Genomic DNA, 14260 nt, shown 5'->3' on the forward strand with positions numbered 1-14260 from the left:
ATGAGAAAAAGAGGAGCTCGCTCACTTCTCACTCCTCTGCGCTAACTCCTCGTCCGTAGGGCGAAGCCTCCCCCGCCGGCCGCGTCTTGAAGCGCCGGTGCCACCACAGGTATTGCGCCGGATGCGCGCGGATCACCGCTTCCAGCTCGCGCATGTAGCGCGCGGCGAAGGCGCTCGGGTCGGATGCGTCGGCCTGCGGCCAGGGTGGGTCCACGCGCACGCGGTAGCGGCCATCGGCCAGGCGCTGGCACCAGTACGGCACGATCGCCACGCCGGCGCGGCGCGCCAGCTCGGGGGTGGTGGTGAGCGTGGCGGCCTGCACGCCGAAGAACGGCACGAAGGCGCTGTTGTAGGTGAAGTTCTGGTCGGCCAGGTAGACCATGCGCGCGCCGCCCGACAGCGCACGCAGCAGACCGCGCACGTCCTTCTTGCCGACCACATGGGCGAACACTCGCCGCCGCCCGTCCTGCATCAGCCGCTCGCCGCAGGAACCGCCGGTGCGCCGGACCATGCACGACATCGGCGCGCCCAGCGCCTCGCCCAGCAGGCGCGCGCCCAGGTCGACATTGGGGAAGTGCGCGGTCAGCAGCAGCACGCCGCGGCCCTGCGCCTGCGCGGCGCGCAGGTGCTCCAGGCCTTCGACCTCGAACAGGCCGGCCAAGGCGCTGGAAGGCGCGTACCAGGCGCGGATCATCTCCAGCAGGCCGATCACGCTGTCGCGCGTGTTGGCGCGCACCAGCGCCTCGCGCGCGGCTGCGTCCAGCTGCGGGAAACACAGCGCCAAATTGATTCGCGCGATGCGCCGGCGCGAGGCCAGCAGCGGCGTCAGCAGCCAGGCCAGCGCGCGGCCCAGCGCCAGCACGCGCCGCTGCGGCCAGGCCGCCACGCGCCGGCACAGCCAGCGCAGCGGACCCAGGCCGGGGCAGTGCGGCTCAGGCCGCGGCGGCATCGTGGCGCGCCAGCAGGCTGCCGGCGTACAGCGCGGCCAGCAGCAGCGTCAGCCCGCCCCAGAAGGTCGAGTAGAAGGCCAAGTGCGTGTTCAACGGGAACACCGTCACCGCCAGCGCCAGCATCGCCGGCCGCGCGCGATCGCGCGCTTCCGGCGTGGCGAAGCGCCAGGCGCGCCAGGCCAGCGCCGCGCCGGACAGCCACAGCAGCAGGCCGATCACGCCGGTCTCGGCCAGGATCTCCAGCACGATCTGGTGCGCATGCAGCGCCGGGCCGTGGCCCCAGGCCGGCGCCACGCTCGGCGTGGGATCGCAGGCCGGGAAGACATCGCGGAAGTTGCGCACGCCCACGCCGTTGATCGGGTGCTCGCCGATCATGCAGCCGGCGGCCTGCCAGATGCGCCCGCGTCCGGACAGCGCGGTGTCCACGCCGGCCTCGTCGCCGGCGAAGGCCGCGGTGGTCAGCTGCACGCGCTTGGCCAGCTTGGGCGAGGCCACGGCCATCACCGCCAGCAGCACCGCGGCGGTGGCGAACACGCCCAGCAGCGGCTTCCAGCCCAGCAGCCGCCAGCCGGAGAACACCAGTACCAGCGCATAGGTGATCCAGGCCGCGCGCGCGCCGGCCAGCAGGACCACCACGCCGATCGCCGCCGCGGCCAGCAGCCAACCGCCCATGCCGAAGCGGCGCCCGGCGGCGAACAGGCCGAACGGCGACAGGCTGGCCAGCACCAGGCCGAGCTTGAGGTTGCACGGCCCCAGGAAGCCGCTGAGCCGGTCCACCGCCTCGACCTCGGCCGCCGAACACATCGGATGGCCGCTGAAGGCCTGCTTGAGCGAGTCGATGCCGAAGAACAGCGGGCTGGTGCCCACCGCCACCTGCACCAGCGCATCCAGCGTCCAGATCGCCACGATGATGGCCAGCCCGCCGAAGGTGATCCGCCGGCCGCGCTCGTTGGCCACCGCCGAGGCCACCAGCCACAGGAAGGGCAGATAGCGCAGGTCGGTGGCGGCCTCGCCCCAGGCGCGGCCATGGTCGACCGCGTCGAAGGCGGAGATGAATTCCGGCACCCAGTAGGCGCAGAACATCACGCTGGTCAGCGCCCAGGCCTCGTTGCTGAGCAGGCGATCGCCGCCGCGGAAGCGGTGCAGGGCCAGCTGCACCAGCGCGGCCAGCGCGCCCAGCGCTAGCACCGCTTCGGCATAGCCCGGCGCCGGCCACAGCGCGACGAACAGCAGGATCCAGGCCGGCGCCCAGCGCCAGCCGTCCGCGCGCGGAGCAAGTCGGAGCGTCGAAGCGGGCGTGGTCATGAGGCGGTGAGTTCCTGGTAGAGCGCCAGCGTGGCGCGCTGCATCGCGGCCAGCGTGTAGGGCATGGTAGCCGGCGGCGCCGGCGGTGCGGCCAGCAGTGCGCGCGCGGCGGCGGCCAACGCCTGCGCATCGAACGGCGCGACCGCGCCGGAGGGCTGCAGTTCGCCCAGCAGTTCGCCCACCCCGCCGTGCGCCCAGCCCAGCACCGGGCGCCCGACCGAGAGGGCCTCGATCACGGTGCGGCCGAACGACTCGGGCTTGCGCGAGAGCTGCAGCACCAGATCGCTGGCGGCATAGGCGTCGGCGATGCGCGCGGTGACCTCGGTGAAGGCGACCGCCTGGGCGATGCCCAGCTGCGCCGCCAGGGCTTCCAGTTCGGCCACGTAGTCCTCGCGGCCGGGCGCGCGCGCGCCGGGCAGCCACAGGCGCGCGTCCAGCCCGTCGGCGCGCAGCGCGGCCAGCAGCTGCAGGCCGTCGCCATGGCCCTTGAGCCGCGTGCCGCGCCCGGGCAGCAGCAGCAGCGGGCCGTCGCCGGCCAGCTGCGGGAACTGCTCGGCGGCCCAGGCGCGCATTGGCGCATCAGGCCATGGCGCACGTGGGAATTGCGTCGGATCCAGGCCGCGCGGGATCACCCGCAGGCGCGCCGGATCGGTCCTGGGGTAGTGCTGCAGGACGTAGCGGCGCACGGTGTCGGACACGCAGATCACGCGCTCGCCGCGGGTCATGATGGCGCTGTAAGCGCCGGGCGAATTGAGCCCGTGCACCGTGGTGACCAGGTGCGGGCGCGCGGCGCGCGGCATGCCGCGCAGCGCGCCCCAGCCGATCCAGGCCGGCAGGCGCGAGCGCGCGTGGACGATGTCGGGGCGCTCGCGCTCGAACAGCGCGCGCAGCGTGCGCACGTGGCGCAGCGTGCCCAGCGCCTTGCGGCCGATGTCCAGCGTGAGATGGGTGGCGCCGCTGGCTTCCAGCGCTGGCACCAGGCGCCCGCCGGCGGACACCACGAGGGCGCGATGGCCGGCCGCGACCAGCGCGGCGGCGATTTCCAGGGTGGAGCGCTCGACGCCGCCGGCGTGCAGTGCCGGCAGCAGCTGCACCACCGTCAGCCGGCGCGTGCCCGGCTCAGTCGGCAAGGACGAAGTGCGAACCGCAGTACGGGCAGTCGGCCTCGCCGTTGGGCGCGTCCTCGATGGGCAGGTAGACGCGCGGATGCGAGTTCCACAGCGCCATCGACGGCAGCGGGCAGCTCAGCGGCAGGTCGGCGCGGGTGACGGTGTAGCGCTTTTCGGCATTGGCCGGCGCGGTGGCGGGTTGGCTCATGGCGGGGTACTCGAACGCAGACCGAAGGACGAGGATTCTAGCAGGGGGCTTGCCCCGTCTTTGTGGGAGCCGCCCAGGCGGCGATGGGTTTCACTTGCAAAGCCCCCTCGCCGCCGTAGACCAAAAGGCCACAGGGCCCGCCCCCCCCTGTAGAGCGGAGCTTGCTCCGCTGAGGCTTTCCCGATAATCCAGCCGAAATGCTGTGGAGCAAGCTCCGCTGGGGCTTTCCCGATGATCCGGCCGAAATGCAGCGGAGCGAGCTCCGCTCTACAGGGCGGTGGCGACTTGATCGGAAAAGCGCGTTGTTCCCACAGGCTTGGCCGGCCTCTCAGCGCGCGGAGAGCCAGTCGCGCAGGGCGGCTTCCAGGCGGGTGAGGCCTTCGGCCAGTTCCTCGTCGGTGAGGTTGAGCGCCGGCACGAAGCGCAGCACGTCCGGGCCGGCCTGCAGCAGCAGCAGGCCATGCGCGGCGCAGGCGTCGAGGATGGCCGCGGCCTGGCCGGCGTACGCCGGGCGCAGCACCGCGCCGAGCATCAGCCCGCGGCCGCGCACCTCGGCGAACAGCTGCAGCTCGCCATCCAGGCGGGCCAGCGCCGCCCGCAGCGCCTGCGACTGGCGCACGACATTGGCCGCGATCTGCGGCGAGCCCAGCTTGGCCAGCGCCACGCGCGCCACCGCCGCGCCCAGCGGATTGCCGCCGAAGGTGGTGCCGTGCGCGCCGAACTGCATCACCTCGGCCACCTTCGGCCCCACCAGCATCGCGCCGATCGGGAAGCCGCCGCCCAGGGCCTTGGCCAGGGTCACGATGTCCGGCGTCACCCCGTCCTGCCAGTGCGCGAACAGTTCACCGGTGCGGCCCATGCCGCACTGGATCTCGTCCAGCACCAGCAGGGCGTCGTGCTGGCGGCACAGCGCCTCGACGCCCTTCAGATAGCCCGGCGCGGCCGGCAGCACGCCACCCTCGCCCTGCACCGGCTCGAGCATCACCGCGGCCACGTCGCCGCCGGCCATCGCCGCTTCCAGCTGGGCCAGGTCGTTGAAGTCCACGTAGCGGAAGCCGCCGGGCAGCGGCTCGTAGCCTTCCTGATACTTGGGCTGGGCGGTGGCGGTGACCGTGGCCAGCGTGCGGCCGTGGAAGCTGCCGCGGAAGGTGACGATCACGCGCCGCTCGGGCGTGCGCCCCTGCCCGGCCGCCCACTTGCGCACCAGCTTGATCGCCGCCTCGTTGGCCTCGGCGCCCGAGTTGCACAGGAAGGCGCGGGTGGCGAAGCGCGAGGCCTCCACCAGCTCCTGCGCCAGGCGCAGCGGCGGCTCGCTGTAGAAGATGTTGCTGGTGTGCCAGAGCTTGCCGGCCTGTTCGATCAGCGCGGCGGTGAGGTCCGGGTCGTGGTGGCCCAGGCCGCACACGGCGATGCCGGCCGACAGGTCGATGTACTCGCGGCCTTCGGTGTCCCACACGTGCGCGCCCTGGCCTCGCTCCAGCACCAGTTCGCGCTGGCGGTACACGCTGAGCGTGTACTGCTTGGCGGAGGCGATGAGGTCGGAAGCGGCGGTCATGGCGATCGGTCCTGCGTGCGGGGGGATGAGCGGGGCATTGTCGCCGATCGCTTGGTGGTGCGTGTGGGGTCACTGCGATGACTGGCGTTGCATCGGTAAAGCCCATCGCCGCCATTGGCCGAAAAGGCCCCGGGGGCGCACTGTAGAGCGCAGCTTGTGGCAATCCCCTTTTGGGGACTCCGCTGCCCTTCGTTCGGTTCGTGGGGAGGGACCCGGCGGAGCAACTGTCTCCTCGAATCTCGCAGAGACCTGCCCGTAGAGCGGAGCTTGCTCCGCTGCGCTTCGTCCGGTTCTTGGGGGAAAGCCCCAGCGGAGCGAGCTCCGCTCTACAGGGGCGGAGCCGCCCTTGTGGCCTTTTCGGCCAATGGCGTCGAGCGGCTTTACCGGGAAGCGCCCACCGGCGCCGAACACCCAGGCCGCTTCGCATTCGGCCGGATCTCGCTGTCCGCGCGCATCGGCGGATCGCAGAACAGCTGCGGCGTGCTGACCGTGTCCTGGCGCTGCAGCGTCCCGTCGCGCCAGTCCTGGACGCCGAAGCGGTCCATCGCGCCCTGCCCCGGCGCGGGCGGCAGCAGCGTCACCACCTCGCGCTTGCCCAGCGTGCCCGCGGGCATCGCCACCAGCGGCCCGGGGTCGGCCGGCGCGGCGCCGGGCGCGGCCGCCGGCACCACGTAGAACACGAAGCCGTCCTCCACCGGCGCCCAGCCGGTCGAGCGACGCCGCGCGCGCTCGAAGGTCTGCATCACCACCCGCGCCGGCGCGATGCCCGGCGCACGCGCCAGGTCCTGTGCCAGCAGCGGTGCGGACTTCTTGTCCAGGTCGTGCACGGCCCAGGCCAGCAGCGGGCAGGCGCCGCTGCCGGCCTGCTGCGCGCGCGCCACCAGCAACGCCGTCAGCTCCGGCACGCGGTGGCGGCCGACCAGCTCGTTGGGCATCCACGCGCGCAGCCGCATCCCGGCCGGTGCGTAGTGACCGAAGAACTGGCGCTCGGCGAAGGCCCGGTACTGCGGCGTGGGCGGACCGAACTTGTAGGGATGCATCACCGGGATCTGCTGCCCCACACAGCCGGGCATGCCCGCGACGAACTGCGCGCCGCTGCGCCAGGGCTCGTTGCGTTCGACGAAGCGCCCGCTGCACATCCACAGCCCGCTGGCCACGGCCACCACCAGCAGCCCCGCGGCGAGCTGGCCGCCGCGCCCGGACAGGCGCGGGCCAGCCGCCTCGTACAGCCAGGCCAGCAGCGCACACAGGAACGGCAGGGTGATCAGCACATTGCGCGCCGAGTACGACGGGGCGACCACGCAGCTGACCAGCACGCCGCTGGCGATCACCCCGAGCAGCACGAACAGCGCCAGCCGCGCCGCGTGGCGGCCTCCTTCCTGCACGCGCGCGCCCAGGCTGCCGCGGCCGCCGCGCCAGCGCTGCCACAGCGCGGCCACGATCAGCGCGGTCAGCGCCCAGCTCGCGCCGGCCGCGGCCAGGTGCTTGCGCGCGATGCGCGTCTGCGACCAGAAGAAGTGCACATCGGCGCGGTACCAGGTCTTGTCCACGTCCTGCTGCGTGGCATGCAGCAGCAGCCAGGTGTAGCCGCCGACCACGGCCAGGATCAGCAGCCCGGCCAGGATCACCGGCAGGCGCAGGCGCGGCACCGGCAGCAGCCAGGCCAGCACCATGCCGGTGAGCAGCAGCAGGTAGAAGTGCATCAGGCTGCCGGCCAGGCCCAGCGCGAACAGCGCGGCGAACGCGCCCCACGGGAAGGCCCCGGTCGCCGGCGTGCGTTCGCGCAGGCGCAGCGTCAGGCCCATCAGCGCCGCGGCGATCAGGATCGCCGCGCCATAGCTGCGCGCGTTCTGCGACTGTTCGAACCAGAACGTGGACACCGCCACCAGCGCCAGGGCGAAACCCAGCGCCGCCGGGCTGAAGCGCCGCCACAGCACGCGCGCGGTCAGCGCCAGCGCCAGCACCGCGCACAGCGCGCTGGACAGGCGCAGCCAGACCTCCGACAGCCCGCCCAGCCGGCTCCAGCCATACAGCAGCATGTAGTACAGCGGCGGATGCACGTCGGTCAGCGCGCGCCGCCAGACGCCGTCCAGGCCGTCGCCTCCGCCGATCACGTAGACGGTGAACAGCTCATCGGCCCAGTAGTTGCTGCGGGCCAGCCCGACGAAGGCGAACGCGCAGGCCACCAGCGCGATGGCGGCATAGGCCGGTGCCGGCCAGCGCAGGCGACGCTGCGCCACGGAAGAAGACATCATTCGGCGATACCGGCAAAGGACGAAAGACACGGCCCGCCCGCGCCCTCGACCCGGGCCAGCGCGCGTCGGCCGGCGGCGATGATACGGCCAGCCCGGCGCGGCGCCGAGCCCCGCGCGGCACGGCGCGCGGAAGAGCCCGGCGGCTTCCACGGGGGCAAGCCAAGGCACTGGGTTCCTGCTTTCGCGGGAACGACGGATCGGTGCTTTCAAGCTGGACAGCGCGCGTCCTGCCAGCGCACACCGGCGCAGGCAGTGCGGGCCGAAGCCGCGACGCCGGCAGGCGCCGCGGGGGAAGCCGGCTTACCAGGTGCCGGTATTGGCCATCGAGGCCCAGGGCTCGGCCGGGGCCAGCGGCTTGCCCTTCTGCAGCAGCTCGATGGAGATCAGGTCCGGGCTGCGCACGAAGGCCATGTAGCCATCGCGCGGCGGGCGGTTGATGGTGACGCCCAGCGACTGCAGGTGGGCGCAGGCGGCGTAGATGTCGTCCACCTCGAAGGCCAGGTGGCCGAAATTGCGGGCGCTGCCGTAGTCCTCGACGCCGCCATCCTCGGCCGGCCAGTTGTAGGTCAGCTCGACCTCGGCCTCGGGGTTCTCCGGGGCGCCGAAGTAGACCAGCGTGTAGCGGCCTTCGGGGCTGTCCTTGCGGCGGGTCTCGCGCAGGCCCAGCCCTTCGGTGAAGAACTTGGCGGTGGCGTCCAGATCGCGGACGCGGAGCATGGCGTGCAGATATTTCATGGTGTTGAACAACTTTAAGAGGGGGAAAGAGGCGCCAGCGGGCCTGAGGGCCGGTCAGTCCAGGAACAGGTCCGGCAGCAACGGCTGGGTGGGGTCGATGGCGTAGCCGGACAAGTCGTGGACGCCGGCCTGGGCCAGCACCTGATCGTCGATCAGGAACTGGCCGGTGCAATCCGTCGCACGGCGGGTCAGCACGGCGTGGGCGGCGTCGCCCATGATCGCAGGCGAGCGTCCGTTGGCCAGCGACACGCCGGGGATCATGTTCAGCGCGTCGGTGGCGATCAGCGTGCGCGGCCACAGGCCGTTGACCGCCACGCCCTGCGGGCCGAACTCGGCCGCCAGACCCAGCGTGACCAGGCTCATGCCCATCTTGGCCAGCGTGTAGCCGGTGTGCGGGCCCCACCACTTGGGATCCAGCGACGGCGGCGGGCACAGGGTCAGGATGTGCGGATTGGGCGCCTGCAGCAGGTGCGGCAGGCAGGTCTGCGCGCACAGGAAGCTGCCGCGCGCGTTGACCTGCTGCATCAGGTCGAAGCGCTTCATCGGCGTGTCCAGCGTGCCGCGCAGCCAGATCGCGCTGGCGTTGTTGATGAGGATGTCGATGCCGCCGAAGGTGTCGACCGTGGCCGCCACCGCCGCGCGCACCTGATCCTCCTCGCGGATGTCGCACTGCAGGGCCAGGCCACTGCCGCCGGCCTCGTTCACCGCCTGGGCCGCGCTGTGGATGGTGCCGGGCAGCTTGGGATTGGGCACCGAGGACTTGGCGGCGACGGCCACGTTGGCGCCGTCGCGCGCGGCGCGCAGCGCGATGGCCAGGCCGATGCCGCGCGAGCCGCCGGTGATGAAGAGAGTCTTGCCTGACAGAGTCGTCATGCGCGAGCGCCAATGGCGCGACCGGGCCGGTCGCCGCGCAAGTTTAAGTGCCATGCCCGCGCATGGCGGCATGCACGGCAGGCAAGGACCGGGCGCCGCGCGCGGGCGCCGTTCACTTCGCGCTCCTGCGCGCCCGCGCCGGGCACCTATAATTTCGCCGATGGACTCCTGGTTCGACGGCCTGCTCGACTGGATCGCCGCGCATCCGGTCGCCGCCGGCGCGGTGGTCTTCCTCATTGCCCTGTGCGATTCGCTGATCGTGCTGGGCGCGATCGTGCCCGCGCTGCCGCTGCTGATCGGCGTGGGCGTGGTGATCGGGCTGGGAGAACTGTCCGGCCCCTATGCGGTGGTGTGCGCGGCGCTGGGCGCCTTCGTCGGCGACGGGGTGAGCTTCTGGGTGGGCCGGCGCTGGGGCACGCAGCTGCGCGCGCACTGGCCCTTCAGCAAGTACCCGCAGCTGCTGGAGCGCGGCGAGCGCCTGTTCCACCGCAACAGCCTCAAGGCGATCTTCATCGCGCGCTATGTCGGGCCGATCCGGCCGTTCGTGCCGGCGGTGGCCGGCATGCTGCACATGCCGCTCAAGCGCTATCTGCCGGCCAGCGCGGCGGCCGGCCTGTCCTGGGCGGTGCTGTTCCTGCTGCCGGGCTGGATGCTGGGCCAGGCCTACGACGCGGTCGCCGCGGTCGCCGGGCGCCTGGCGGTGGTGGTGGGCCTGCTGCTGGTGGTGCTGGGCGTGATCTGGGCGGCGGTGCTGTACAGCTACCGCTGGTTCGCCGCGCACGCCGATGCGCTGCTCGCGCGCGGCCTGGCCTGGTCGCGCGCGCATCCGGTGCTGGGGCGCCATTCGGTGGCGCTGTTCGATCCCAGGCGCCGCGAGACGGTGTCGCTGGCGGTGCTGGCGGTGGCGCTGCTGGCCCTGGCCTGGGTGCTGTTCGCCTTCCTGGTGGTGGTGCTGGGCCATGGCGAGCCGCTGGGCGTGGACCTGGCGCTGTACGAACTCATGCACAGCCTGCGCAATCCGCTGGCCGACCGCCCGCTGGCGGCGATCGCGGCGATCGGCGATGCCGACGTGCTGGCGCCGGCCTGGCTGGCGGTGCTGGGCTACCTGGCCTGGCGCAAGCGCTGGCTGGCGGTGGGCCACTGGGTGGCGGCGATCGTCTTCGGCGTGGCCCTGACCGGCTGGCTGGGCGTGGTGGTGGACATTCCCAAGCCGCCGGTGGTGGCGGGGGGCTTCGGCTTCCCGTCCAAGGCGGTGACCATGAGCACGATCATCTTCGGCTTCTTCGCCGTGCTGATCTCGCGCGAGCTGCCGGGCCGCGACCGCGCCTGGCCGTACGTGGTCGCCGGTGTGGTGGTCAGCACGATCGGCTTCGCCCGCATCTACCTGGGCGCGCACTGGCTCAGCGATGTGGTCGGCGGCACCCTGCTGGGCGTGGTGTGGGTGCTGATCCTGGGCGTGGCCTACCGCAGCCGGGTGCGGCGCTCGCTGTGGGTCAAGCCGCTGGCCTGGCTGTTCTACGGCGTGTTCGTGCTGGCCGCGCTGTGGCACGGGCCGCGTGCGGTGGATCGCATGCTGGCGCTGTTCGATGCGCCGATCGCCTCGATCGCCCGGCCCTTGCCGGACTGGTGGAAGGACGACTGGCGCAAGCTGCCGGCCACGCGTAACGAGTTCGACGACGCCCAGCGCTGGCCGCTGGACGTGCAGGTCGCCGGCCCGCTGCAGCCGCTGGTGCGCCACCTGGAAGACCAGGGCTGGCGCCTGCAGCCGCAGGCCGGCTGGGAGCGCGCGCTGCAGCTGCTGGACAGCGACCTGCCGCCGGAACGCCATCCGGTGCTGCCGGCGACGCTGGACACGCGCGCCGAGAGCCTGCTGATGCTCAAGCCCGGCCCGCGCGCCGACCAGCAGTACGCGCTGCGCCTGTGGGCCAGCCCGATCGCGCTGCAGCCGGGCCAGGTGCCGCTGTGGATCGGCGGCGCGCAGACGCTGCGCCACCAGACCCTGTTCGGGCTGGTCGGCATGTGGCGGCCGCTGCCCGACGCCGACGCCTCGCTGGACCAGGTGCGCGATTCGGTGCGCGGCCTGCCGCAGGCGCTGGCGCCGCATCCGTCCTCCGGCCTGCCAGTGCTGCGCCTGCGCACCGATCAGCTGCCGCTGGAACACGCCCCGCCCGCGCAGCTGCCGCCGGTGCGGGCGCGCTGAGGCCTGCGGCGCGGGTGCGCTGCCCGCAGCGGGTGACCGGCCGTTCGGACGGTCGCCGTCCATCACCCGTCGTTCCCGCGAAAGCGGGATCCCAGTGCCTTGGTTGTCGTCGGGAAAGCCACTGGGTTCCCGCCTTCGCGGGAACGACGGTAGAGAATTTGTCGCGGCTAACGACGATGGAAAGCGAGTCCGTCGCAGCCTCAGGCCAGCGAAGGCGCTAGGCCATCAGCGCCAGCAGATGATCCAGGCGCGCATGCGGGTCGTCTTCCTGCAGCACGGCCAGGCGCTGGGCGTCGCTGAGCGGCAGCAGTTCGGCCAGGCGCCAGCCCACCCAGGCGGCGCTGTCCAGGTCGGCGGCGGTCATGCCGGGCGGAGTCGCGCCGGCCTTCTCAAAGATCTTCTCCAGCACCGTGGCCAGCAGGCCGTGCTCGGGGCGCAGTTCGTCGTCGTCCTCGGGCGGGCACCAGTCCACCTCGCCCACCACCAGCCCGTTGTCGCGCACCCGCGTGCGCTGCACGTGGAAGCGCCGGCCGCCGCGCAGGCGCAGGGTCAGCAGGCCGTCGCTGCCGGTGCCGAAGTCCTCGATGGTCGCCTCGGTGCCATAGGCCGCCGGCGTCGCGGGGGCACCGGCCTCGCCGCCCTGCAGGATCAGGCACACGCCGAAGCCGCGCCCGCTGCGCCCGCATTCCCGGATCAGGTCCAGGTAGCGACGCTCGAACACCCGCAGCCCCAGCCCCGCCCCGGGCAGCAGCACGGTGTTGAGCGGGAACAGGGGAAGCGTCTCGGTCGCGGGCATGGCCGGGAGTGTAGGCAGAGCGGAGGTGAAGAGGGGTGAGCGAAGCGAAGTGCGCAACGGCCAGGGCGCGCAGGCCCGGCTGTCGCTCACTCCTGCTGCAAGGACGCCAGGAAGCGCCGCGGCGCCCCGTCGAAGCCGCCGTTGGACATGAACACCACATGGTCGCCCTCGCGCACCAGCGTGCCCAGCGCGGCGATCAGCGCATCGCTGTCGGGCACCGCATGCGCCTGGCCGCGGACGGCGGCGATCACCTTGCCGGCGTCCCAGGCCAGCTCGGGCCGGTGCAGGAACACCACCGCATCGGCGCCATCCAGCGACGGCGCCAGCGCCTGCGCGTGCGCGCCCAGCCGCATCGAATTGCTGCGCGGCTCCATCGCCACCACGATGCGCGCCGCGCCGACCTTCGCACGCAGGCCCTCGAGCGTGGTGGCGATGGCCGTGGGGTGATGGGCGAAGTCGTCGTACACGGTGACGCCGCGCGACTGGCCGATCACCTCCAGCCGGCGCTTGACGCTGCGGAACGCGGCCAGCGCCGGCATCACGCCGGCGATGTCCACGCCCACGGCGTTGGCGGCGGCCAGCGCCGCCAGGCCGTTGAGCACGTTGTGCCGGCCGACCAGCGGCCAATGCACCTGGCCCACTTCCACCCCATGCCGCAGTACGGCGAAGGCGCTGCCGTCGGCCTCGATCAGGCGCGCGCTCCAGTCCAGCGAAGCATCGAAGCCGAAGCGCTCCACCGGCGTCCAGCAGCCCATCGCCAGCACCTCGTCCAGGCGCGCATCGGCGCCGTTGACGATCAGCCGGCCGTTGCCCGGCACGGTGCGCACCAGATGGTGGAACTGGCGCTGGATCGCGGCCACGTCGGGGAAGATGTCGGCGTGGTCGTACTCGAGGTTGTTGAGGATCGCCACGCGCGGCCGGTAGTGCACGAACTTGCTGCGCTTGTCGAAGAAGGCGGTGTCGTACTCGTCGGCTTCGACCACGAAGAGCGGCGCGTCGGCGTCCGGCACCGGATCGCCGTGGTCCGGCGCGGCGCCGGATGCGGCCGCGGCGGGCGAGCCTCCGAGCCGCGCCGACACGCCGAAGTCCTCGGCTACCCCGCCGATCAGGAAGCCCGGCGCGCGCCCGGCGGCCTCCAGCAGATAGGCCAGGATGGTGGTGGTGGTGGTCTTGCCGTGCGTACCGGCCACGGCCAGCGTGGTGCGCCCGGGCAGCACCGCCTCGCTCAGCCACTGCGCGCCGGAGGTGTAGGCGCGGCCGGCGTCGAGCACCGCCTCCACCGCGGCGTTGCCGCGCGACAGCGCATTGCCGATGATCACCGCATCGCAGTCCGGCGAGATGTTGGCAGGCGCATAGCCCTGCGCCAGCGCGATGCCCAGCCGCTCCAGCTGCGTGGACATGGGCGGATAGATCGCCTGGTCGCTGCCTTCGACGGTGTGGCCCAGCTCGCGCGCCAGCGCCGCCACGCCGCCCATGAAGGTGCCGGCGATGCCGAGGATGTGCAGTTTGCTCATCGTTGCAGCAGGAGTGAGGGGAAGGAGCGAGGAGTGCGTGGGAGGAGCAAGAAGCGAGGAGCGAGCCAATCCGGCAGCGGTTGCCTTTGCTCGGTCCTCACTCCTGCGCGCTCACTCCTGGCTTTCGACTAGCGCTTGGCCAGCGCCTCGGTCAGCCGCTGGGTGACTTCGTCCAGCTCGCCCACGCCGTCGACCACGGTCAGGCGGCCCTGCTGCTTGTAGAAGTCGATCACCGGCGCGGTGCTGTCCGCGTAGACCTGCAGGCGCTTGCGCACCGATTCGGGGTTGTCGTCCGCGCGGCCCTCGGCTTGGGCGCGGCCGGCGATGCGCTCGACCAGCAGCTCGGTCGGCACGTCCAGCTGCACGGCCGCGTCCATCGGCTGGCCGATGCGGGCCAGCAGCTGGTTCAGCGCGTCGGCCTGGGCCAGGTTGCGCGGATAGCCGTCCAGGATGAAACCGTTGGCGACGTCGGGCTGGGACAGGCGCGATTCGAGCATGCCCAGCAGGATCTCGTCGGAGACCAGGTTGCCGGCATCCATCACCGCCTTGGCCTGCTTGCCGAGCTCGGTGCCGGCCGCCACCTCGGCACGCAGCAGGTCGCCGGTGGAGATGTGCGGGACCTTGAAGTGGTCCTTCAGGCGCGTGGCCTGCGTGCCCTTGCCCGAACCGGGCGGTCCCAGAAGAACCAGTCGCATCGTGTCACTCCAGCATTCAATGAGGAAACCTGTGAGGCCGGAGCGGGCAGCCAGCACGGCGGCGG

The 14260-nt window shown here is 72.4% G+C and carries 12 protein-coding genes; 1 reads left to right on the plus strand and 11 read right to left on the minus strand.

The window, feature by feature from the left end:
• Positions 1 to 28: 28 nt before the first annotated feature.
• The 8 genes from MWN52_RS14695 to MWN52_RS14730 all read right to left on the minus strand — a co-directional run bounded on the left by MWN52_RS14695 (position 29) and on the right by MWN52_RS14730 (position 8990).
• A complete protein-coding gene (locus MWN52_RS14695) occupies positions 29 to 949 on the minus strand; it encodes a lysophospholipid acyltransferase family protein (RefSeq protein ID WP_286575215.1) in 921 nt (306 codons plus the stop codon).
• Complete coding sequence (locus tag MWN52_RS14700) at positions 933 to 2255, minus strand: O-antigen ligase family protein (protein WP_286575216.1); 1323 nt, start codon at positions 2253 to 2255, stop codon at positions 933 to 935. Before MWN52_RS14700 ends, MWN52_RS14695 begins: the two co-directional genes overlap by 17 nt.
• A complete protein-coding gene (locus MWN52_RS14705) occupies positions 2252 to 3385 on the minus strand; it encodes a glycosyltransferase family 4 protein (protein ID WP_286575217.1) in 1134 nt (377 codons plus the stop codon). The genes MWN52_RS14700 and MWN52_RS14705 overlap by 4 nt, the downstream gene beginning before the upstream one ends.
• Positions 3375 to 3572, minus strand: coding sequence for a zinc-finger domain-containing protein (locus MWN52_RS14710; protein ID WP_130535681.1), 198 nt, complete (start codon positions 3570 to 3572; stop codon positions 3375 to 3377). The genes MWN52_RS14705 and MWN52_RS14710 overlap by 11 nt, the downstream gene beginning before the upstream one ends.
• 328 nt (positions 3573 to 3900) lie before the next feature.
• Complete coding sequence (locus tag MWN52_RS14715; protein ID WP_286575218.1) at positions 3901 to 5127, minus strand: acetylornithine transaminase; 1227 nt, start codon at positions 5125 to 5127, stop codon at positions 3901 to 3903.
• A gap of 380 nt (positions 5128 to 5507) precedes the next feature.
• On the minus strand, positions 5508 to 7382 hold the full coding sequence (locus tag MWN52_RS14720; RefSeq protein WP_286575219.1) for a glycosyltransferase family 39 protein: 1875 nt from the start codon (positions 7380 to 7382) through the stop codon (positions 5508 to 5510).
• Positions 7383 to 7682: 300 nt separating this feature from the next.
• Positions 7683 to 8117, minus strand: coding sequence for a VOC family protein (locus MWN52_RS14725; protein ID WP_286575220.1), 435 nt, complete (start codon positions 8115 to 8117; stop codon positions 7683 to 7685).
• Between the two features lie 54 nt (positions 8118 to 8171).
• Entirely contained in the window at positions 8172 to 8990 is an 819-nt protein-coding gene (locus tag MWN52_RS14730; RefSeq protein WP_286575221.1) for an SDR family oxidoreductase, read from the minus strand.
• Positions 8991 to 9150: 160 nt separating this feature from the next.
• On the opposite strand from MWN52_RS14730, the gene MWN52_RS14735 reads away from it, so the two are divergent.
• A complete protein-coding gene (locus MWN52_RS14735) occupies positions 9151 to 11190 on the plus strand; it encodes a bifunctional DedA family/phosphatase PAP2 family protein (protein WP_130528390.1) in 2040 nt (679 codons plus the stop codon).
• Between the two features lie 217 nt (positions 11191 to 11407).
• Here the strand turns inward: MWN52_RS14735 and MWN52_RS14740 are convergent, their stop codons facing one another.
• The 3 genes from MWN52_RS14740 to MWN52_RS14750 form a co-directional block, all read right to left on the minus strand.
• Positions 11408 to 12004 carry an LON peptidase substrate-binding domain-containing protein gene (locus tag MWN52_RS14740; RefSeq protein ID WP_379655694.1) on the minus strand — a complete coding sequence of 199 codons (597 nt, stop codon included), beginning with the start codon at positions 12002 to 12004 and terminating at the stop codon, positions 11408 to 11410.
• 68 nt (positions 12005 to 12072) lie between these two features.
• Positions 12073 to 13500 carry a UDP-N-acetylmuramate:L-alanyl-gamma-D-glutamyl-meso-diaminopimelate ligase gene (gene mpl, locus MWN52_RS14745; protein ID WP_286575222.1) on the minus strand — a complete coding sequence of 476 codons (1428 nt, stop codon included), beginning with the start codon at positions 13498 to 13500 and terminating at the stop codon, positions 12073 to 12075.
• Positions 13501 to 13628: 128 nt separating this feature from the next.
• Positions 13629 to 14195: an adenylate kinase gene (locus MWN52_RS14750; protein ID WP_130517025.1), complete on the minus strand. Its 567-nt coding sequence runs from the start codon at positions 14193 to 14195 to the stop codon at positions 13629 to 13631.
• Positions 14196 to 14260: the final 65 nt, after the last annotated feature.

Source organism: Pseudoxanthomonas winnipegensis (assembly GCF_030322905.1).
GTDB classification, from domain to species: domain Bacteria; phylum Pseudomonadota; class Gammaproteobacteria; order Xanthomonadales; family Xanthomonadaceae; genus Pseudoxanthomonas_A; species Pseudoxanthomonas_A winnipegensis.